The sequence below is a fragment of the Gardnerella piotii genome, from assembly GCF_049815665.1.
Taxonomy (GTDB): Bacteria; Actinomycetota; Actinomycetes; order Actinomycetales; family Bifidobacteriaceae; genus Bifidobacterium; species Bifidobacterium piotii.
In genome coordinates, this window is sequence record NZ_CP187450.1 from 911,718 (window position 1) to 933,719 (window position 22,002).

Annotated in this window: 22 protein-coding genes; 4 read left to right on the forward strand and 18 right to left on the reverse strand. The window is 40.3% G+C overall.

The window, feature by feature from the left end; genetic code table 11:
• Window positions 1–327: 327 nt before the first annotated feature.
• The 4 genes from ACPEIW_RS03775 to ACPEIW_RS03790 form a co-directional block, all read right to left on the reverse strand.
• Window positions 328–978 (reverse strand): hypothetical protein, encoded by a 651-nt coding sequence (locus ACPEIW_RS03775; RefSeq protein ID WP_116438410.1) that lies wholly within the window; start codon window positions 976–978, stop codon window positions 328–330.
• Window positions 947–1,819: an ABC transporter ATP-binding protein gene (locus ACPEIW_RS03780; RefSeq protein ID WP_016801371.1), complete on the reverse strand. Its 873-nt coding sequence runs from the start codon at window positions 1,817–1,819 to the stop codon at window positions 947–949. Before ACPEIW_RS03780 ends, ACPEIW_RS03775 begins: the two co-directional genes overlap by 32 nt.
• A gap of 4 nt (window positions 1,820–1,823) precedes the next feature.
• Entirely contained in the window at window positions 1,824–2,216 is a 393-nt protein-coding gene (locus ACPEIW_RS03785) for a hypothetical protein (RefSeq protein WP_004121577.1), read from the reverse strand.
• 118 nt (window positions 2,217–2,334) lie between these two features.
• Entirely contained in the window at window positions 2,335–2,514 is a 180-nt protein-coding gene (locus tag ACPEIW_RS03790) for a hypothetical protein (protein WP_004123693.1), read from the reverse strand.
• 1,366 nt (window positions 2,515–3,880) lie between these two features.
• Here ACPEIW_RS03790 and ACPEIW_RS03795 point away from each other — a divergent pair.
• The 4 genes from ACPEIW_RS03795 to ACPEIW_RS03810 all read left to right on the forward strand — a co-directional run bounded on the left by ACPEIW_RS03795 (window position 3,881) and on the right by ACPEIW_RS03810 (window position 5,259).
• On the forward strand, window positions 3,881–4,153 hold the full coding sequence (locus tag ACPEIW_RS03795) for a type II toxin-antitoxin system Phd/YefM family antitoxin (RefSeq protein WP_016837169.1): 273 nt from the start codon (window positions 3,881–3,883) through the stop codon (window positions 4,151–4,153).
• Entirely contained in the window at window positions 4,134–4,451 is a 318-nt protein-coding gene (locus ACPEIW_RS03800) for a type II toxin-antitoxin system RelE/ParE family toxin (protein WP_016635624.1), read from the forward strand. Before ACPEIW_RS03795 ends, ACPEIW_RS03800 begins: the two co-directional genes overlap by 20 nt.
• 156 nt (window positions 4,452–4,607) lie before the next feature.
• Complete coding sequence (locus ACPEIW_RS03805; protein ID WP_101889313.1) at window positions 4,608–4,808, forward strand: helix-turn-helix transcriptional regulator; 201 nt, start codon at window positions 4,608–4,610, stop codon at window positions 4,806–4,808.
• Window position 4,809: 1 nt separating this feature from the next.
• On the forward strand, window positions 4,810–5,259 hold the full coding sequence (locus ACPEIW_RS03810; protein WP_422113059.1) for a hypothetical protein: 450 nt from the start codon (window positions 4,810–4,812) through the stop codon (window positions 5,257–5,259).
• Window positions 5,260–5,483: 224 nt separating this feature from the next.
• Here the strand turns inward: ACPEIW_RS03810 and ACPEIW_RS03815 are convergent, their stop codons facing one another.
• The 14 genes from ACPEIW_RS03815 to carB all read right to left on the reverse strand — a co-directional run bounded on the left by ACPEIW_RS03815 (window position 5,484) and on the right by carB (window position 22,002).
• Window positions 5,484–5,822: a hypothetical protein gene (locus ACPEIW_RS03815; RefSeq protein ID WP_425663118.1), complete on the reverse strand. Its 339-nt coding sequence runs from the start codon at window positions 5,820–5,822 to the stop codon at window positions 5,484–5,486.
• Between the two features lie 27 nt (window positions 5,823–5,849).
• Window positions 5,850–6,686, reverse strand: coding sequence for an HAD hydrolase family protein (locus ACPEIW_RS03820; RefSeq protein ID WP_425664413.1), 837 nt, complete (start codon window positions 6,684–6,686; stop codon window positions 5,850–5,852).
• Window positions 6,687–6,782: 96 nt separating this feature from the next.
• Window positions 6,783–7,031: a preprotein translocase subunit SecG gene (gene secG / locus ACPEIW_RS03825; protein WP_425663120.1), complete on the reverse strand. Its 249-nt coding sequence runs from the start codon at window positions 7,029–7,031 to the stop codon at window positions 6,783–6,785.
• Window positions 7,032–7,164: 133 nt separating this feature from the next.
• The gene (gene tpiA / locus ACPEIW_RS03830) at window positions 7,165–7,962 is read right to left on the reverse strand and encodes a triose-phosphate isomerase (RefSeq protein ID WP_425663122.1); all 798 of its coding nucleotides are present in this window, start codon (window positions 7,960–7,962) and stop codon (window positions 7,165–7,167) included.
• 104 nt (window positions 7,963–8,066) lie between these two features.
• Window positions 8,067–9,272, reverse strand: coding sequence for a phosphoglycerate kinase (locus ACPEIW_RS03835; RefSeq protein WP_425663124.1), 1,206 nt, complete (start codon window positions 9,270–9,272; stop codon window positions 8,067–8,069).
• A gap of 254 nt (window positions 9,273–9,526) precedes the next feature.
• Window positions 9,527–10,465: a DNA-binding protein WhiA gene (gene whiA / locus ACPEIW_RS03840; protein WP_004130980.1), complete on the reverse strand. Its 939-nt coding sequence runs from the start codon at window positions 10,463–10,465 to the stop codon at window positions 9,527–9,529.
• 184 nt (window positions 10,466–10,649) lie between these two features.
• Complete coding sequence (gene rapZ, locus ACPEIW_RS03845; RefSeq protein ID WP_425663126.1) at window positions 10,650–11,549, reverse strand: RNase adapter RapZ; 900 nt, start codon at window positions 11,547–11,549, stop codon at window positions 10,650–10,652.
• Window positions 11,546–12,682, reverse strand: coding sequence for a shikimate dehydrogenase family protein (locus tag ACPEIW_RS03850; protein WP_425663128.1), 1,137 nt, complete (start codon window positions 12,680–12,682; stop codon window positions 11,546–11,548). Before ACPEIW_RS03850 ends, rapZ begins: the two co-directional genes overlap by 4 nt.
• Before the next feature lie 62 nt (window positions 12,683–12,744).
• Window positions 12,745–15,222: a primosomal protein N' gene (locus ACPEIW_RS03855; RefSeq protein WP_425663130.1), complete on the reverse strand. Its 2,478-nt coding sequence runs from the start codon at window positions 15,220–15,222 to the stop codon at window positions 12,745–12,747.
• A gap of 39 nt (window positions 15,223–15,261) precedes the next feature.
• The gene (gene metK, locus ACPEIW_RS03860) at window positions 15,262–16,488 is read right to left on the reverse strand and encodes a methionine adenosyltransferase (protein WP_425663132.1); all 1,227 of its coding nucleotides are present in this window, start codon (window positions 16,486–16,488) and stop codon (window positions 15,262–15,264) included.
• A gap of 155 nt (window positions 16,489–16,643) precedes the next feature.
• Window positions 16,644–16,928, reverse strand: a complete 285-nt coding sequence (gene rpoZ, locus ACPEIW_RS03865; RefSeq protein WP_004130985.1) for a DNA-directed RNA polymerase subunit omega — start codon at window positions 16,926–16,928, stop codon at window positions 16,644–16,646.
• A gap of 138 nt (window positions 16,929–17,066) precedes the next feature.
• Window positions 17,067–17,681, reverse strand: coding sequence for a guanylate kinase (gene gmk, locus ACPEIW_RS03870; RefSeq protein WP_425663134.1), 615 nt, complete (start codon window positions 17,679–17,681; stop codon window positions 17,067–17,069).
• A gap of 22 nt (window positions 17,682–17,703) precedes the next feature.
• On the reverse strand, window positions 17,704–18,603 hold the full coding sequence (gene pyrF, locus ACPEIW_RS03875) for an orotidine-5'-phosphate decarboxylase (RefSeq protein WP_004133070.1): 900 nt from the start codon (window positions 18,601–18,603) through the stop codon (window positions 17,704–17,706).
• A gap of 3 nt (window positions 18,604–18,606) precedes the next feature.
• Window positions 18,607–22,002, reverse strand: a complete 3,396-nt coding sequence (gene carB, locus ACPEIW_RS03880) for a carbamoyl-phosphate synthase large subunit (RefSeq protein ID WP_425663136.1) — start codon at window positions 22,000–22,002, stop codon at window positions 18,607–18,609.

The window sequence follows — 22,002 nt, forward strand, 5'->3', positions numbered from 1 at the left end:
ATGATTAATAAACCAAATGTGCCAATTTGCTTTGTAAATCTTTATTTCAGCTGCCTTTCTCACAATTTTGTCTGTGGCATCTCAATAATAAATTTTAGCATGCGTTTCATCTTGATATTCTTTTAGAACTTTATTGAATTCCTGACATGCTCCAAAGCCTGAACTACCAAAATAGAGCACTTATCCAGTTTTAAGATTTGAGATATTATTCTCCTGTAATACTGAAAATGAGGGTCTTAAGCCGCTCAAATGAATATATGCAATAAAACCAACGAATAACATTATGACAATAGCTGGAAGTATACGAGATACTACACTTTTCATAACTCAGTACTCCTTTTTCGTAAATTGTAATAACGACAATAGGAAAAACATAACAATATACATTAGAGCAATAATGCAAGTTACAGACGTAAGAGCAGTGAACGAGTCTGGTGATAAATAATAAAATATCTGAAAAGAATACACGGATGTTTGAGACAATATTATGTTTATCAAATTCGGCAATATCCATAATAATATAAAGGAAAGAATCATCGTAACACCAACTTTTTCAAAATATATCAACAGATTCATATTTATAGCAATATACAAAAGGAAAATTATCGGATATACGAGCAGTTGATGCATAACTATCCCTAGAGACGAGTAATTTAGTGACAAAAATACCAAATTTACGACTAGATAAATGCTTACGTATTCACCATATATAAAACACAATAATTTAATCCTATTAGGAATATACTCTAGATAATAATGAATAATTTTCTTCTCTTGCCATTCACCAATTGATAATATCTGATATAGGCTTAAAAATAGTATAGTTATCGTTGAAAAGAACTTATATTGTGATAAAAATGCACCTCTTTTAGCTTGAAATACTATAAACACGCAACATGCCAAATACAAAACAAAAGACAATAAGAAAAGCTTCTGATGACTAAACTTAATAATTTCTGATTTTATATAGTACTTCATTATCATCTTCCTCCAACATAAAAGCTTTAATATCATGCGTAATATCACTGTATTCCACGATTTGTACCCCATGCTCAATCAGCAATTTAAGAACCTTGGCAATATCCTCTCTAGGCAATTTAATTCTAAAAGTTGATTCTTTGTTATCTTTGCTACGACAAAAAACCTCATATCTGTTAGAAAGCAATTCACTAATATCCACATCATTTACAACAATCACATTATAAATTCTTAGATTATCGTTAAAATTAACAATTTTTTGAATTTTCCCTTTTTTTAAATACCATACAATATCAGCAATTTCACCTAACTCATCTAATATATGACTTGAAATTACAAGGCTTTTACCTTGTGAGCGCAATGACAAGATAGTGTCTTTTAACTGCTTTATAGTAAGAACATCTAATCCATTGAAAGGTTCATCAAGAAGAATAATTTCACTATTTGAGAGCAATATTCTAGCAATATTTAATTTTTGCTTCATACCTAGCGACAATTGTTTAAACTTTTTATTTTTTGCTTCGTCGAGACTCACCTGATGCAATAATTTATCACAATTAAAGTCTTTTCTCCCCATCAAAGCAGCAAACACTCTAAGATTATCCTGTACAGAAAATTCGTCATAAAAAGATGGATTCTCAATAGCAAATGAAAGTGAACCGTCCAATTCAATATTGCCTTGATAATCAACTATCAAATTTGCAATGCACTTCATTAACGTGGTTTTTCCTGAACCATTATTGCCTACTAACGCAATAATTTGCCCAGCACTGCTTTCCAAAGAAATGTCATCTAAAACGACTTTTCCCCCATATGATTTTTTCAAATGAGATATCTTCATAAGATTACCTCTTAACAAATGAAACTAAAAATTTCCGATCTCCTTTTACAGAAATCTTACTATCTTCACCAATAAAAATTTTAGGACTCTCTTCGTAGATAACAGCATTTTTAACATTTCCTGGCTGTTTCTGAGCACGCACAAAAAGAGCATCATCAAGCTTGTACAGCTTTCCAGCAAAGCGTATCTCTCCTTTGCCTCTCTTTGCATAAATAGCATACACTCCTGGTTTTAACGATAAGTTATCGTTATTTTTATAATCTCCTGAAACTAGTGTTGGCAAATCATCACGAATCATACCAAAACGAACATTATTTGTCTTATACCCTACATACAGCAGACTGATAAGACCGAGGATTACTATGGTAGCTGCAAATATCCATTTTTTGCTTTTCATTTCTTAATCACATCCAAATCTATTATTTCATCAGCAATTTTATCGAACATTGCATCATGAGTAACAATAAAAATCATCGCAGTCTTTTTTAACTCCAAGACTTTGTCTATAAAAATCTTCATTGTTTCAAAACCTCTTCAATATTAAACAAAGATAAACCTTGCTCAATATCTAAACTAGAAACAACCGATTTAAAACTTCTTTCATTAAATCTATGATAATTTTCTAGCAATGATTTGATAACTGCAATACCGCAATCTGAAGTCAAATTTTGCATATTGTAAGGATAAGCCACCATCTATTGAGCTCCTCAAAGTTTCAAGGCGTGGAGGCTATCATAGCCTCCACGCTACAGATTTAATCACAAACGTTAAAAAGCATCATACAATCAAATCAATTTTCTCAAATACTAAATTACGCAAATAGATTACAATTAGAACACTATAATGAGACTAACCTAATATACTGTTGTAATGAAATCTGGTAATATAATCACATGCAGAACTAGAGAATCATCCCCAGCAGATGAAACCCCAGACAACACACATCCATCCAGCTCTAATCGAACGAGATTCTTCTAGCGTTAGCTCCTTCATAATAATCATCTCTTCTCTTTCAGGTAAAAAACCTCTTATAGAGCTAAATCCGCAACATCATAAACGAATGTTGCATTCTCAACTCTCACCATAATTGTAAAGCATTTATGATGTCTTGTTAATACACTGTAACGAAAATGTTATAACACATATATACCAGATATTTCCACCAACTTTCATCCTGGAATTCATGTAATTATCGCGAATTATGTATGATTTTGAAGATAAAATTCACATGAAAATATGCAGACTATCCTCTATTACGATTGCTCATTTTTCTCAATTATCAGGTTATATGCCAAAAAATAAGGTACGACCACACCTTATATGTGAAATCTTACCTTATTTTTGTTTTATGACTTCAATTTCCCACTTCACCAGCTGGGTGCAAAGTGGCGAATCGACTTGCATGCGCTTTGACAGAGCTTGAAATTGCATAACGCATTTCAAGCTCCTTCAAAGCGTGATTTGGCTCAAATGTAAAGTCCAGTGGACTTTACATGCCAAATCAGCCGAACGGCTACTAATAGCCGTGCGCGACGACCTGCCTTTTCGCTTAGAGCGTAGCGCGAAAAGGTAATTCGGAGCGCTGAGCCACTCAAGGCAGAAGCACTGCTTCTGCGTGGCGAAGACGTGAGCGCAGCTAACCTGCGCGCGAATCGACGATTTCGAGCTGCATAATGCGCGCGAATGCACTTCGATTCGCTGAGCTTGCTCAAAGTTGAAAGCACAGTGTGCTTTCAACGCAAGCGAAGTACGTTAACATCCTGTGCACTCGACCCCAGAGCGTAGACATGTTCCCTCATACAGCAAAATCGCACTCAAAAATCTCGAGAACACAGCTTAAAGCTGCTTCGCATTAAACCTTTTAACGATAGCCCTCGCTAAGCCTTGCTACACAAAGCCTTCAATGCACCCACCTATTAAGCCCGTGACATCAATACGACAGTCTCGACGTGGATTGAGAGAACGGGTAGTATAGCTACACTTTTTTGAGTGCCAAGCCACTAATATAATTGTAATCTTGATAATATTATGATACTTTTTTGATAAAAGGAGGTTGATACTATGATTAATATTCGCCCAGTTTCCGATTTAAGAAATAAATTCCCAGAAGTAGAAGAAACAGTTATAAATTCAAATACACCAGTATTCCTTACAAAAAATGGTTATGGGACTATGGTTCTCATGAGCATCAAACAATACTCTGCCCTCACTGACAACATTGAAAGAAAACTCGACGAAGCAGATACTTTTGCCGCAAACACTTCTACGCGTCTTTCTAAAGACGATGTCTTTGATAGCGTAAGGAGAAGGATCAATGAGCAAGAACACGTATAAATTAACCTTTCTCCCACTATTCAAAGAAGATTTATTAGAAACAGTTGACTATATAACCAATACACTGCAAAATCCAAAAGCTGCTCACAGACTTGTTGACGATATAGAATCAGCAATCGATAAACGACTTGAATCACCCCTCTTATTTGCTCCTTACCAATCATCAACAACACGAGAACACCCCTACTACAGGATTAGCGTACGCAACTTTTCTGTTTTTTACGTTGTCATCGACGACACTATGGAAGTGCGCCGACTTCTATACTCAAAACGAAATATTGACGCACTACTGGAATAACTATTCTCAATAACTATCATTATTATGCTAACGATTATTAAAAAATCTATCGTCTTTTTAGTTTAAGAAATTATAAAAAAGCAAAGTACGCTTGACAAAAAAAGCAAAGCGAGCTATACATTATATGTAAAGTGAGCTTGCTGTTGAAGGAGGAAAATGAAAAATGCAATTTCTCAATTAAGAAAACAACATAAAATAACTCAAGAAGAATTGGCAAATGAAGTTGGAGTAACAAGACAGACCATAACTTCCATTGAAACTGGGAAGTATATAGCGTCACTGCCGTTGGCTTTTAAAATTGCTAAGTTTTTTGATATGAGTATTGAAGAAATATTTAGTATAGAAGAGGATGATTAATATGAACAAATTAGAAAAATATAAAAAAGAAATAGGATTTAGAATTAGTATTTTAGTCTTATTATGTATGGTTGCCTTACTCGCAGTTATTATTGGAAATTTTTACTTAAAATATAAATTTCCATTAAAAGAAGATGTGACATATTATGTAGCAGTATTTTTTATTGGACTTGAACTTGTATCTGTATTCTACATGTCAATGCTCGGTAGAGCATATAGAAATAGATACATATTGGAGAAGATGTATACTAAAGAAACAGATGAAAGAATGATATTAATAAAGATGAAGTCAGGATCAAATATAATACCTATATTTTCAATGGTTATTGTAATAGTTTCTTTAATTGTAGCATATGTAAGTTATGAAGCCTTTTTAGCCTTAATAATAGTTGCATTTGTACAATTAATATTTTCTAAATTATTAAAAGTATATTGGTCAAAAAAGATTTAAAAATATCATAGTAAAGGTATTAGACGATAGACAGTTAAAACTCTATCGTCTTTTTTTATACTCAAAATTAGGAGGTAAAAATGGTAAGGATAAGAAGCCACACTTAAAACAATTTAATATATAAGACATTTAGCGATTGAAATATAAGTTCAGTCGCTTTTTTAATTGAAATTTATAGATTAAGGAGAAGAAATTAATGGATAGAGAAATGATAATTTAGCTGCCTAATCTTCGATTGTCGCTTGCCCGTTCATGAGCATAGGTAAAAGCCAATCACGGAGAGCTATCAAAGCTCTATTTTCGCGTTGATTAGACGATACAGTCGTATAAGCAGGCATAGCAATGCTATTAAACACCTTAAGTTCAATCTCATTTGGAATATAAATGAATCGATTATTAACTAGTGGTTTATCACAAGAAAGTACAGCATCACCACTAATGAAAAATGGGTATTCTCCATTGAGATCTTTAGCTGTTCCGACTTGAATGGTAGATTTCTTCTCTTCACTGATAATGTCACCAAGCTTTCCGTTTGACTCTCTACGAAAGAATTCGTCACACAACTTCGCCAGTAACGAAAGGTGGGTTATTCACAATCTAGTAAAAAGGTTCGAATTAAGCCAGCTGGCAACGCCATCGTCGTTGTTGGAAGCGCAAACTTCGTCCGCAATCGCAAGCAAACGCGAGTTGCTATTCGCCACCGCTACCCCGTAACCTCCAGCACGGAACATATCAATATCGATAACATCGTCTCCAAAAACGACTGTGCGACTAGGCTTTACACCCAAACGATCGCAAATAACGTTCAAAGCATGACCTTTGTTTGCAAGAGGATTCGTAAGCATCCACAAAACATCTTCGCTAATGTGTAGCGAAAAATCGCTTGGAAGAATACGCTTAAGATGCTCTTTCTCACTCTCTCGAGGAACAATAATAATCTTGTCTGCTATGCCACTTGGAACATTAGAAAAATCTGTAATAACAAAATCCTGCTTGCTCCAAAGCATACGAACATCAAAATTAGTGTAGCGAACATCGTTCATAACAATGCCAATGCGAAGCGTAGGAATCTCATTAAGCAAACGCAAACACACGCTACACGCAAGCTTAGAATCAAAGCCAAAGCGCGTAAGAGTATCAATGCTTCTTTGCGAAGTAAGATCGCTAATAGTACTATGCGCGCAATCAAAATCAATAAGAGCGCCATTAAGATATGCGCAAACTTGAGCTTGCAAATCGTGGATAAAATCAAAAGCACTTCCAACAGGGCGAGCTGTAATAATCGCAAGCGGTATTCCACATTCGCTCAAACGCTTAGCAGCGCTAACAGTTTCTTGGCTTAAATATCTGCCTTCAAAAGTTTGTGAATCATGAAGCATAGTGCCATCAAGATCGGCAATAATAAGCGATGGAGAAAAACGAAGCATAAATTCCCAAATTTTTACAATGCGCATGCAATCAGCACAAAGCGCTTTAATAAAACAAAAGCGCGCAATCTTTCGACTACGCGCTTAAAAGAATACTTAGATAAGTGAGAACTTAGTCATAAGATTCAAGATAACGATAACCGCCACCCAAATCAAAGCTATGATAACAGTCCAACGATTCAAGTTCTTTTCTGCAACACCAGAGCTACCAGCGTTCTTCGTTAAACCGCCGCCGAACATATCGGAAAGGCCGCCGCCCTTGCCCTTGTGCATCAAAATCAACAATGTTAACAAAATGCTGGTGAGCACAAGCAACACTTGCAAAACAATTTTCACAGCGGACACAAGTAACCTCCTGTTTTTGGTACTCTGTAAAGCATAGTAAAAGCCATTGACCTATGCGTTAAATATATGTTGAATCTTTCACTAAATAAGTATTAAATCATTCACTAAATCATTCACTAAATAAGCACTAAAATCATTCGCGATTTTTATAAGACGCGAGTTTAACAATAGATGCAAGCTCTTCAACATCTAAAGACGCGCCTCCAATAAGGAATCCATCCACATCTGGCTCGCTAATTAAGCTTGACGCATTAGAAGACGTTACAGATCCGCCATAAAGAATACGCACGGAATTTGCAACATTATTGTCAAAAGTACGTCGCAAATCGTCCCTAATCGCAAAAGCTGCTTCTTGAGCAGATTGAGCTGTAGCAACCATGCCAGTTCCAATAGCCCAAACTGGTTCGTACGCAATAATCAAACGCGCTGCCTGCTTAGAGTCTAAGTCGCGAGTAACGTCGTGAACTTGACCAACTGCAAAATCAAGTTCTATACCTTGCTTGCGCTCCTCGAAGCTTTCTCCAACGCATAAAATTGGTTGCATTCCAGCTGCAAGAACAGCGCGTACTTGGTCAACAATATTCGCATCGTCTTCTGGATGATACTTTCGACGCTCAGAATGGCCTACAATCACCATTGAGCAGCCAAGACTTGCAAGCATATCTGCAGAAACGTCTCCAGTAAACGCGCCTTGAGTTGTAACGGAAACAGCTTGCGCTCCATAAAGAATAGGAATATTGCTGGATTCAACTAAAACTTGTACGCTTCTTAAGGATGTAAACGATGGCATAAGCGCAATATCGCATTTTTTGCAATCGAAGTGAGAATCGCAAAGCATCCACCAGAATTTTTGAATAAAATGAGTGGCTTCAAGGTGATTGAAATTCATCTTCCAATTACCTGCAACTAGCGGTTTTCTTTTACAAACCATAATCACCCTTAAGAATTGTTATAAAGATAAAATTAACATTATGCCGACCTCGATTTACAAAATGAATTCATAAAATCGAAGTCGGCATAATATCTTAAAGTTATTTACTCAAGCACGCTTAAGCCTGGAAGAGTCTTACCTTCCAAGAACTCGAGAGAAGCGCCGCCACCAGTGGAGATGTGAGAGAAGCCATCTTCCGCAAATCCAAGGTTACGAACTGCAGAAGCGGAATCACCACCGCCAACAATAGTGAAAGTACCGTTCTTAGTGGCGTCAACCAAGCCTTGTGCTACAGCACGAGTGCCAGCTGCAAACTCTGGAACTTCAAATACGCCCATAGGGCCATTCCACACAACAGTCTTTGAATCAACAATCTTGTCGTGGAAAAGCTTTTGAGAATCAGGGCCAATATCTAAGCCCATCTTGTCTGCTGGAATAGCATCCGCTGGAACAACTTCTGGAGCAACTGGAGTGTCTCCTGCTGGGAAGCCAGCGTTAACAACAATATCGGTTGGAAGAACAAGCTCAACGCCATTCTTCTTAGCAGTTTCGATATATCCCTTAACTTTCTCGAGCTGATCTTCCTCAAGCAAAGATGTACCGACTTCGTGACCCAAAGCATTAAGGAATGTGAACACCATTCCGCCGCCAATAACAAGGCGATTTGCCTTAGAAAGCAAGTTTTCAATAACGCCGAGTTTATCGGAAACCTTAGAGCCACCAAGAACAACAGTCAAAGGACGCTCTGGATTTTCGGTTGCACGAGAAAGTGCCTTAACTTCCTTTTCAACAAGCAAGCCTGCAGCAGCTGGAAGATCGGCAGCAACATCGTAATTTGAACCCTGGGCGCGGTGAACAACACCGAAACCATCGGAAACAAAAACCTCTCCAAGAGCAGCAATCTTCTTAGCGTATTCAGCGCGCTCAGAAGCATCCTTGCTGGTTTCTTCGGCGTTAAAGCGCACGTTTTCAAGCAAAACAACGTCGCCATTGTTCATTGCAGCAACCTTAGCTTGAGCATCTTCGCCGTAAGTATCTGCAGCCAAAGCAACATTTACACCAAGAAGTTCACCTAAGCGAGCTGCCACTGGAGCCAAAGAAAGCTCTGGAACAACTTGACCCTTTGGACGGCCAAGATGAGCCATTAAAATAACCTTGGCGCCCTGCTCGCGCAAAGCTTTAATCGTTGGCAAAGCAGCCTTAATACGACCGTCGTCTGTGATAGTCGTGCCCTTAAGAGGAACATTAAAATCTGCACGAACGAGTACGCGCTTGCCGCTCAAATCTCCCAAATCTTTAAGTGTCTTCATTGGTATCCTTTCCAAACCATGATTCAACCAATCATGATGGCGAATTTAACAAGAAAAAAGACGAAAGCAAAGCTAAAACGTCTATAAATTCCACAAACGATTATACCGCATATGCGCAACAAGCGCGCACAATTTCAACAAATATCAACAACAAATATCAATAGCAAAATCGCACGATACAAAAATGCCGCATACTTTGTGTATACGGCATTTAATCAAAGTTAGTAGCTACAAAAGTTAATTCTAGAATCAACTCACATTCTAGATTTTTCGACTTTAGCGCAAAGTTGCAAAAGTCTACGAATACGACCAGCAACAGCATCTTTTGTGATTGGAGGATCTGCCAAATGGCCAAGCTCTTCCAAGCTTGCATCACTGTGCTTAAGTCGCAACTTGCCTGCCATCAAAAGATTTTCTGGAATATCGTCTCCAAGAACGTCGAAAGCATGACGAACCTTTTCGCAAGCTTCTGCAGCAGCCTTAGCACTTCTGCGCATATTTGCATCGTCGAAGTTTGCTAAACGATTAGCTTTTCCTCTTGCTTCGCCATCAGAACGCTTACCAGTCCATTCTCTAGAAGACCTTGGAGCGCCAATCAAATTAAGCATACGCTCGATTGCGTCTGAATCACGCAAAGTAACGCGCTCGGAGCTTTTAACTTTACGAGCCTTTGCGCTTACACCCAAACGTGCAGCCATAGCTTGCAGAGCTGTTGCAGCCTCGTGAGTTGGGCAAACAATCTCTAGATAACTAGCTTTTCCAGGATCCGATATAGCACCGTGAGCTATAAACGCTCCCCTCCATGCGGCTTTAATTTGCGCAATGCTTCCGCTAACAATCTCTGGAGCTAAGCCTGCAACAATATGCATACGGCGATCCAAAAGACCAGATTGCAATGCTAAAGCTGCGGCTCCTCGATCAACAAGAACCTCGTAACGAGTAACAACACCCGTAGGGGTTTGACGAGAAGCTTGAGAAATCTTCGCTTCCCGCTGGAAATAAGTCTCAAGCACATCTACGAGCCATTGTGCTGCATTTTGCGAATCAAACTGTGCTCTAATTACAGCTTGATTATTAACTGGCCTTAAACCTCCAGCAAAACGCATCATCGCTGCAGCTTGAGCCATAATAACCGCTGGTTGGTCACTATTATTTGCGACGAGTTCGTTCTTTACGTCGTCAAGAAGAGCCAAGGGAAACCTCCTATTTTGTTCTTCTTAAAGTATGCGTTGGGATTCTTGCAAGATGCCATTGCACGATGCTAAAAACATCTACATGCTCGGCTTTCTGTAGTACCCAATGACTTGGACATTTTACCTTTTAATATTGCTTTTTATATTACATAACACCGTAGGAGAAAATACATTATTAGTTAAATCATGCTCTAGATCTCATCTCTCTAGCAGACACTGTAACTTGTAATCCTCTAGATTTTAATCGTTTTGCAAGCTCTATGCTAATAGCTACAGACCTATGCTGGCCTCCTGTGCATCCAATTGCAATAGTTACATAGTGCTTATCTTCTTTTGCAAAACCATCGATTGCTGTAAGAAGAGCTTTCTCGTAGGAATCTAAGAATTCCATTGCGGCTGGGTTTTTAAGAACATAATCGCTAACAGCTTTATCTTTGCCTGTTAAATCTCTAAGTTCTGGAACCCAAAATGGATTTGGCAAAAATCGCATATCTGCTACAAAGTCTGCGTCCATAGGCATTCCGTACTTAAACCCAAAGCTAAAAATGTGAACAGATACAGTAGAAGATCCTTTTCCAAGCAAACTTTCGTAAAGCTTAGTTGAAAGTTGATGAATACTAAGAGTAGAAGTATCTATAATAATATCCGCGCAATCCTTAAGATGACTTAAAAGCTCGCGTTCTTCTAGAATTCCATCAATAAGTCTTCCGCCGCGTTGCAAAGGATGCGGCCTGCGCACAGACTCGTATCGCTTAATAAGCACAGAATCGGAAGCATCTAAAAATAGTATTCGAGTTTTTACGCCCAAATCATCTATATGACCTAAAACAGCAAAGAGGTCGTCAAAATATCCGCGCGATCTTACATCAATCACTGCTGCAAGCTTATGAACTTTAGAGCCAGAAGACGTCATCATATCTACAAGCGGAATAAGAAGCTTTGGAGGAAGATTATCAATAACGTACCAGCCCATGTCTTCCAAAGCATTTGCTGCATGAGATCTGCCAGCGCCGCTCATGCCAGTAATGAGCATTACTTCAAAATCGCTTGCCACCTGCGAGAATTCACTATTTTCAGTTCTCATAATGCCTCCTGCAATGCTTTTTCCATGCAACTTCTTATGTAATCGTAATCTGTAGCCTTGTCAGATTTATGTTTGATTATACAAGAATCATCGCTTGAATCATCACTCGAATCATCACTCGCATATCTATATTCAAAAGTCATGAGTTTTACTTGATCTAATGCCTGGCGTAAAAGCATTTCTTCTCCGCCAATACCAATGCCGTATTTTCTCCAAACTTTAAGTATCTGGCTTGGTCGAGGATCATATACAACGTCTAGCAAAGCTCCTAAATGTTTTATTGACTTTTCTTGGCAATATTCACACAAAGCTAGCGCTAATCCGTCTGCTACATGAGCTGGAACAGTGCTTATAACAATATCTGCGTTTGCAATTGCTTCAATTGCATCCAATGAAGAAATAGATTCTAGAATGTGAGATTTATCACATTTTTCTATATCTTGCGATATTTTTATAAATTCAGGATCAATAGTAGGGAATTCTATACCGCAAACAGGCTTGTAATCGCGTTTGTTTTTAAGATACAAGTTAGACGGCTCTATTCTTCTGCTATTTGGAAAATCCGAGTTATGTTTATCTACTAAATCGTTAAATCTACTAACGCCTTTAACAGTTTTACCATCGCTTTGCAATCTTGCAACAACACTAACTTTGCTCAATTTTGAGCCTTGCGCAATTTCTATTAAAGCTGCCATTGCAGAAGACGCAGTGTTTCCACTGCCAATAATAACAGCACTTTTAGCGTTTACTATTTTAGATTTTAGAGCGCGCATTAACGCCATTACAATACCATTTACGTCTGTGTTACAAAGCTCAATCGTCTCAGGATTTTCTATGCATGGCTTTTTACTAAACACAGCAGTATTTGCAACTCCAAGTGTTTTTGCCCAATAGTCGCAAGCTACACCTAGGCTCATAATCGTTTTTTTAAGTGGCATTGTAAGGCTTAAGCCTTTCCAAGAATCATCAAGATTTGCAATAAAATCTTTTAAGTCTTCTTCGCTAACTTTTTCTTTACTATAATGCCAATTTCTCAAGCCCAATGCCTTATATGCAGCGTTGTGTAAAACTGGAGATAGAGAGTGCGATATTGGATTGCCCAAAACCGCGCAATTGTAGCATTTTTCAACCATTTTAACCTCTTTTTTATAAGTCTCTTTATTTATAAGCCTTTATTTATAAGCCTTTGGTGATTTTACAAATCCTTAGGATCTACACTAAATTTTAATTCTCCACTTTTTCGCATTGCAAAATGCTTTGAACATTCTTTTTTCAAACGATTAACTAATTCGTCTCTATATTCTAATGGCACTCTTACAACTGCTTTAACTCTATCGTTTAATTCTTCAAATCGTTGAGAATTTTGCTCGCGCAATGTTGAAGGAGGCCTCATTGGAACAATTCCAAGTAAAGGTGGAAGATATTCAGGTTCGTAAGAATCGTCAGAATCTTCGCTCAAATCGCCAGAATCCACATAGCCGCTATTTTTAGTTTCGACTTTTAGCATTGGAAGACTATCTCCAGATAAATCACCATTTTTGCTTGCGACTTTTGCAATATCTTCACTCTCACAATCACCCATTGCACCAATCGCGTTAAGCGTATCTACAACAGCTTGCCTAAAACCCCATATTCTTGCAACGCAAACAGATGGAGGCAAAAGCGCATCTTCTCTTTCTTTAAGCTCTTGCTTAGAAAGAATAGAAGAATCCCACTCCTCCAACGATTTAGCGAGAACATCATAAGTTTCTCCCAAAATAAGCACGCTTCCGCCTCTGCTTTTTGGAGCACACATAGCAGCTGCTTTCATCCACGCGTTCAAAGTGTCTATTCGAGCATCTAATCCCGTGCTGTAAAGACTCGTCCACGCGTCTAAAATCGCAACAAGACCATATTCCCCGCAAGAATCTTTAGAATTGCTTAAAACACGCGGCTGCGATCCAAGCGCGCTAATAACAATCATCGGCTTTTGCTCAACCCACTCAACAACACCGCTTTTTTGTTTTGCAGAAGAAACAATAATTGGAACATCCTTAAAAAACTTAAACACTTCTTTAGCTGTAAAATTAACGCCTATATGAACAGCTTCAATCGCTCCAGAATTACTAGAACAATTCGAGCATTTCCAACCTATTGCGACACTTCCACACCACGCACATTTAGGAGCAGAACCGTCTAAGGGCAAGTCAAGCGGACCAGTGCAACGTTTGCAACGAGCAATACAATGGCACTTTTTACACGCAGCTTTTTGAATAGCACTGTCTTGGCATGTGGCAAGCAAAACAGGCATTTTAGCGTCTAAAGTTTGCCTAATCGAAGTTAGCGCAGTATACGGTATTCTAGAACCTACACTCGGGTCATTTATTTTAGTCAAATTATTTGAATTTAAAAGACGAACCCACGGACTTGCATTTTGAACAACAGACTTAAAAGGCGTCACTTCTATTAAATGGCCACTAACCAAAGGAGCTAATTTTTTGTTTTCAACTTCGCTTTGACTAATAACGCTTCTTGCAAAAGACATTGAAACAAATACGCCATTATGATTTTTTGCACGCAATCGCATAACGCCTCTAGCTTGTGCGTAAGGCATCATGCCGTCTGCATACTGATATGCGCTATCTTCTACAATCACAAAAAGCGCTTGCGACTCAACTGGCGCATACATTGCAGACCTTGTTCCTAAAACGCACGGAACAATGCCCTTTTCTATAGCTCTCCACGCTCTATATCTATCTGCTGGAGAATCATAAGCGCAAAGACGAGCAACATCTCCACTTAAAGCGCCATTAGAATTTTGAGACTTTTTATAAGGCTTAAGACCGTAAACCATAAGCGAGCGCATAACATCGCTCACTTCTCGAATCGTAGGCAAAACAACAGCAACTTGGCGACCCGCGCTTATAGCATTTGCAATAATCCACGCTAAATCTTGCGCCCATCTAAACGCGCCTGGCAAAGCATCTACAAGAAAAGCTTTGTAATTATTCGTAGTATTTAACGTAAAATCATCTTTAGGATGCAAATAATACGGTTTTTGAACGTTTTCTAGCGCTTGTTTTAACAAGTCCGCGTTTTTGTAAGACGCAAACATGCGAGCATCGGTTGTTTTTATAAGATTTTCCGATCCGCTATATTGATCCTGTTGATAGTCATCTTTTGATTTTAAGCTTTCACGAAAATCGCTAGTCCATTTTTGCCTTTTAGACATGTGAATATCGTCTAAAAAATTCTCTTTATCTACTCCAGCGATTCTTTTTGGCAAAGCGAGCCGAATAATATTCGCTCTAGTCCCACCATAAGCTTCTGCAATTGACGAAATATCTTGCATAAAAGATTTAGACGCAACTTTTTCGCTTGAAACAATTTTTTCAATAAACTTTAGGGAAGATGTTGGCGTTGTGCTCGAATCGCTTCTGCTCCATATGATTCCGTTAACGCGTCTTGCGCCAAATTTTACGCGAACCATAACCCCTGGCTTTGCGTCTTCATCTTGCGATTGGCTAACAATGTAGTCGAAAGTTTTTCCAAGATGAGGTGCTTGAACGTCTAAAACAACATGCGCAATCGCACAATTACTCGCTTTACTTGGTGTCGAACCACCCTTTTTGCGCCTGCGCGATTTTTTCGCTAAACCTTCAAGAGAAGGCTGCAACGAAGACTGTTCAAGCATTAATAATCCTTATAAAATTAATCCTTATAAAATTTCAAATCATTTTTTTAATGATTTTACCTCATTTTTAATCTGTTCAACACGATTCAACTCTTCCCAAGGAAACTCAACATCACTTCTTCCAAAATGACCATATGCAGAAGTCTTTGAGTAAATTGGGCGTAGCAAATCAAGCTCGTCTATAATCGCAGCTGGTCGCAAATCAAAGACTTTGCGAACTATTGCAGAAATATCCGAACGCGTAATTCCGTTAGCTTCTGTTCCAAAAGTTTCTACATTTACGCTAACAGGCTCCGCAATACCAATCGCGTACGCGACTTGCACTTCTACTTTATGAGCCAAACCTGCAGCAACAAGATTCTTAGCAACCCAACGCGCAGCGTATGCTGCAGAACGATCTACCTTACTAGGGTCTTTTCCAGAAAAAGCTCCGCCACCATGATGAGCAGCTCCACCATAAGTGTCTACAATAATCTTTCTGCCAGTCAATCCAGAGTCTGCAGCAGGACCGCCTAAAACAAACGAACCCGTAGGATTTACAAGCATTCTATAATCGCTATAATCAACGCGATTTTCTAAGACTTTACTAAGAACAGGCTCTACAACATTTTTAACAAGCTGTTCTCTAAGCCAATCAACGCTTACATTAGGGCTATGTTGAGTGGAAATCAAAACGGTATCTAAGCGAATAGGCTCTAACTTCTCGTTATACTCGATTGTTACTTGTGTTTTTCCGTCTGGTCGAAGATTTGGCACAATTCCAGACTTTCTAACATAAGATAAGCGTTGAGCAAGACGATGAGCAAGATAGATTGGAAGAGGCATATAAGTGTCTGTTTCGTCGCTAGCATAACCAAACATAACGCCCTGGTCGCCTGCTCCTTGACTCTTATAGCGCTCTTCTTTAGACGCAATACTTTCGGATTCTAAATCCAATCTAGAAACACCTTGATTTATCTCTGCACTTTGCTCAGTTAGAGAAACCATTACGCCACAAGAATCAGCGTCTAAGCCAACCGAAGAACTGTTGTATCCAACTTCGCGCACAACTTTTCTTACGATTCCAGGAATATCTGTGTAAACTTCTCCCCTAACCTCACCAAAAACAACAAATTGGCCTACGCAAGCACAAACTTCAACAGCAACATGCGCATGGGGATCTTGACGAAGCATGTCGTCTAAAATTGCATCCGCAATCTGATCGCAAAGCTTATCTGGATGACCTTCCGTAACAGATTCTGCAGAAATAAGTTTAGACTCTTTCATAATTCCCCTTTATAACTTTGTAACTTTATAAATTAAGCTAACTTTATAAATCAAGCTAACTCTATAAATTGCGCATTAAAACAATCGCAGCCGCATACCCGCACGCGATTGTAAGCGCAAGGATAATACGGCTGCAATTAAACGAAAAAGAAAACTTAGTTTCCTTCGTTCACATCGTCTTCACCAAGATTCTCTACTAGCAAACCCTTATTAATCTCACGGAATGCAATAGAAAGAGGCTTTTCTTGGTTCTTATACTCAACAAGAGGACCAACGTTTTGCAACAATCCCTCGTTAAGCTGTGTGAAATAAGAATTAATCTGCCGTGCTCGTTTTGCGGCAAACAAGGCAAGCGCATACTTGGAATCCGCATGTTGCATTAAATCATCAATAGGCGGATTTGCAAGTCCCGTAGGTGTTGGCTTAGTGCCCAATGCCATAATGTTCTCCATATTCTATGGTGCCACAATAGTTTCCAAATAAACAATTGTAAGCCATTGCAAGGATATTCAAAACACTAATCGTAAATTAAACTAAAGTGATTGGAACTAATCTAAACTAATCATAATTAATCTAAACTAATCTAAATCGTATTCTTTAGCGATTATATTCCAAAGCTCGTCCGCAGCGCGATTAGCATCGTCATTAACAATCACAAAATCAAACTCACTAGACGCAGCCATTTCCACTTTTGCTGTTTGCAAACGCTTAGCTTGCTGCTCAGGAGTTTCTGTGCCTCTACCAATAAGCCTGCGCTTAAGCTCTTCAAAGCTAGGAGGAGCAATAAACACGTACACAACTTCCAAACCGAGTCTAGAAGCCTCTTGCTTTACTCTTCTAGCTCCTTGAAGATCAATCTCTAGAAGCGTTGGAACGTTTTGAGAAAGATGATCCAAAACTGGCTTAAGAAGAGTACCATAGTGAGCCATACCGTGAACAAGAGCAGTCTCTAAAAATTCGCCGTTCTTTTGTCTTCTAGCAAACTCTTCTTCGTCAATAAACCAATAATGAATGCCATTAAACTCGTCGTAGCGAGGCTTTCTTGTAGTCGCAGAAACAGAAAGCCAAATATTAGGGTGTTTTTCGCGCAATACCCCCTCAACAGTGCCCTTACCAGCAGCAGTAGGACCAGTAAGAACAATCAATCGCCTTTTAATGGATTGCGTACTTTGTGTATTGTCTAAACTAACCATATTTGACTCTCTTAAATCATTTTTATGAATCCATTAAAGCTTGACGAATATCCCAAGCTATTCGTTCAGTTGCATTAGATAATGCACCAATATCTGGACCGTGCGAAGCAATAGACCTAGAAACAGTTACTAAAACGTTTCCGTGAGTTCCAGCAAAAACCGTTTTCAAATCGTTAGCTTCCGCACCCTGCCAGCCGTATCCTGGAGAAAGAATCGGGCCAGTAAAACTCGTTAAATCGATTCCACCGCCATTCATCCAATCTCCAATAGTGGCTCCAACAATCAAACCAACAGAGCCCATGCCCTTCGTATTGTTGTTAAAAGTTTGAGCAGTTTGAGCAATGCCATGAGCAACAGTTGTACCGCGGTAAGAACCAGTCTGGCGAATAGCAGTTTGCAAGCTAGCGCCTTCGCGATTAGACGTTAACGAAGCAATAAACACGCCCCTGCCATTATTAAGAGCCTCATTAATCAACCCACCCATTGACCTAGCTCCGTAATACGGAAGAAGAGTAATTGCATCTGTAAGAAGAGGAGCATCTGGCTTAAAATAAGCGTCTGCAAGAGCAGAGATTGTTGTAGACAAACCACCATGACCACAATCAACAATAGTGATTACATCCATTTGCCTTGCAGCGTACAGCACTCGTTCGAGCGCCGCGAAACCCTTAGACCCGTAGCGCTCGAACATGCTCGATTGGAATTTTACGGCAGCAGCTCTGCCGTTCATGGCTTGAAGCATACGCATAGAGAACAATTCTGCTCCTTGAGCATCCATATTGTATCCCCAATTAAGCAGCATTTTGCGGTGCGGATCTATACCAACGCATAATGGCCCATATTTTGCCATAGCGTTTTTTAGACGCAATCCAAAATCGGATCTTTGCGCCTGCAATTCCTGCTCTCGTATGCTTTCGGTCATGTATTAAGCCCGACTTTCTTCGTTTTCTGCCTTTTCGATTGCAAACAGTTGCTTTGCATGCTCCTGAATGCTCATCACTTGGTAATCGTTGTTCTTAACGGCTTCTATAGCCATAAGAACTGGTGCAAACTCCGTAATTGTAGTGAATTGCGGAAGGTCTGCTGCAACAGCAGCTGCACGAATAGCATAACCATCCGTACGCGACCCTCTTGAATTCGGCGTGTTCAACACCATATCAATCTTACCATTCTCAATCAGCTCAACCACGTTTTTGCCGATTCTTTCGCGCGAAGGCACGTCATTTCGTACATCCTTCGCCGTGTCGCCTTGGCTTGAAAGCTTGTCAACAATAACGGAATCAATGCCGTAGCGTCTAAGAACAGATGCCGTACCTTCTGTAGCCCAAATCGTAAATCCAAGCTCTACTAAGCGCACTGCAAGAAGAGGCAATTGGCGTTTATCTGCATCGCTTACAGACACAAACACGTTGCCACTTGTAGGCAAACCGCCCTTGTATGCTGCAAGCTGACTCTTAGCAAAAGCATGTGGGAAGTCGCGGTCAAAGCCCATAACTTCTCCAGTAGAGCGCATTTCTGGTCCGAGCAAAATATCAACCGTGCGACCAACAGGCGTGCGGAAACGCTTAAAAGGCAAGACGGAAGCCTTAATAGCAACCTGCTGGCCTGGGTGAATATCTCCGCCATCTCCCTTTGGAAGAAGAAGACCACGCTTTCGCTGCTGTGCGATTGTCTCTCCAGACATAATTCGAGCAGCAGCTTTAGCAAGAGCAACACCCGTAGCTTTAGAAGCAAACGGAACAGTTCTAGACGCTCTAGGATTCGCCTCAATTACGTACAAAGTGTTTGCCATAAAAGCGTATTGAACGTTAATAAGACCACGAACCGAGCATCCGCGAGCAATCGAAAGCGTGCCTTCCCTAAGGCGGCGAATTTGATCGTCGGAAAGCGTGCTTGGAGGAAGAGTGCAAGCAGCATCGCCAGAGTGCACTCCAGCCTCTTCAACATGCTCCATAATTCCGCCAATATAAAGCTCGTTGCCGTCGTAAAGTGCGTCAACGTCAATCTCAATAGCATCTTGGAGGAACTTATCAATCAAAAGCGGCGAAGGCAAGCGACCAGAGACAACAGTGTCTGCTCTAGCTTCTTGCAAAGCGCGATCTACGTATTTTGCAAGCTGAGCATCGTCATACACGATTTCCATACCTCTACCGCCAAGCACGTAGCTTGGTCGCACAAGAACTGGATAACCGATTGCGTGAGCTGCATCTTTAGCTTCTTCAAGACTTAAAGCCGTACCGTATCGAGGAGCATTCATGCCTTCTTGGCGAAGAACCTCGCCGAAAAGCTCGCGATTTTCCGCCAAATCAATGGCCTCAGGAGTCGTTCCCAAAATCGGAACGCCTGCGGCCTTAAGTCGAGCTGCAAGCGAAAGCGGAGTTTGACCACCAAGCTGAACAATCACGCCTTTAACCGGTCCAAGCTTCTTTTCTGCTTGATAAATCTCAAGCACGTCTTCGAAAGTAAGCGGCTCAAAGTAGAGGCGATCCGACATATCGTAGTCTGTAGAAACTGTTTCAGGATTGCAATTAACCATGATTGTGTCGTAATCCTTACCCAGCTCTTGCACAGCGTGAACGCAAGTGTAGTCAAACTCAATACCCTGGCCGATTCTATTTGGACCAGATCCAAGAATAATCACAGCTTCGCGATTGCGCGGCTTAAGCTCGCTTTCTTGAGCGTAGCAAGAATAGTAGTAAGGTGTTACAGCGTCGAACTCGGCAGCGCAAGTGTCAACCGTTTTGTAAACAGGATGCAATCCATAGGCCCATCGAAGCTCTCGAACCATGTTTTCGCCTTCGTCGCCAAGATTACGCAAATGCGCAATTTGAACATCCGAAAGGCCTGCAAGCTTAGCGCTCTTTAACACTTTTGGCGTCAAGTTTTCTGCTTCACGAACCTCTAGCGCTGTTTTGTTAATTAGCGAAAGCTGCTCAACAAACCATGGGTCGATTTTTGTTGCGTCAAAAATCTGCTCTGGAGTTGCTCCACCCCAAAGCGCGCGCTGAATTTGCAAGTAGCGGTGCTCTGTTGGTGTGTGCATTTCTTCAAGAAGCTTAGCAACTTCTTCTTTGCTCGGGCGCTCTCCGTCCCAGTTAAAGCATGCGTGGCGCTTATCGATTGAGCGCATTGCTTTTCCAAGAGACTCCTGGAAGTTTCCAGCCAAAGCCATTGCTTCGCCAACAGACTTCATAGAAGTTGTAAGCGTAGTGTCTGCTCCAGGGAACTTTTCAAACGCAAAACGAGGAATCTTAGTTACAACATAGTCAATCGTTGGCTCAAAGCTTGCAGGAGTCGAACGCGTAATATCATTTTGGATTTCGTCCAAAGTGTATCCGAGCGCAAGTTTTGTAGCGATTTTTGCGATTGGGAATCCTGTTGCTTTAGATGCGAGCGCAGAAGAACGCGAAACTCGCGGATTCATTTCGATTACGATTATGCGACCAGTCTTAGGGTTGATTGCGAACTGAATATTGCAACCGCCTGTATCAACGCCTACGCCTCGAATAATCGCAATGCCAATATCGCGCATCTTTTGATACTCGCGATCCGTTAGCGTAAAGCATGGAGCAACAGTAATCGAGTCTCCCGTGTGAACGCCCACAGGGTCAACGTTTTCGATCGGGCACACAACAACAACGTTGTCTTTAGAATCTCGCATAAGCTCCAGCTCAAATTCCTTCCAGCCTTCAATGCCTTCTTCAATAAGCACTTCGTCTGTTGGAGAATAGTGGATGCCTGCTCCTGCAATGCGGTGTAATTCTTCTTGATTGTGAGCAATTCCAGATCCTAAGCCGCCCATTGTAAAGCTTGGGCGTACTACTACTGGGTATCCAAGCGTTTCAACAATCTTGTCTACTTCTTCGATTGAGTGAGCAATAAATGATTTTGCGCTTTCTGCTCCAGCTTTTTCTACGACTTTCTTAAAAAGCTCACGATCTTCACCGCGATCAATTGCGTCCAAAGATGCGCCGATAAGCTCCACATTGTACTTTTTTAGGATTCCTGCACGGCCCAAGTCCATTGCGGCATTAAGAGCAGTTTGGCCGCCGAGCGTTGGAAGAAGCGCGTCTGGCTTCTCTTTAGCAATAATGCGCTCCAAAATCGCCGTGTCTATTGGTTCAATGTATGTTGCGTCTGCAAGCTCTGGATCCGTCATAATCGTAGCAGGATTAGAGTTTACAAGGATTACGCGGATTCCTTCTTCGTGAAGCACTCGGCAAGCTTGCGTTCCCGAATAGTCGAATTCTGCAGCCTGACCAATTACGATTGGACCAGAACCAATCACCATTACAGACTTAATATCATCGCGTTTTGGCAT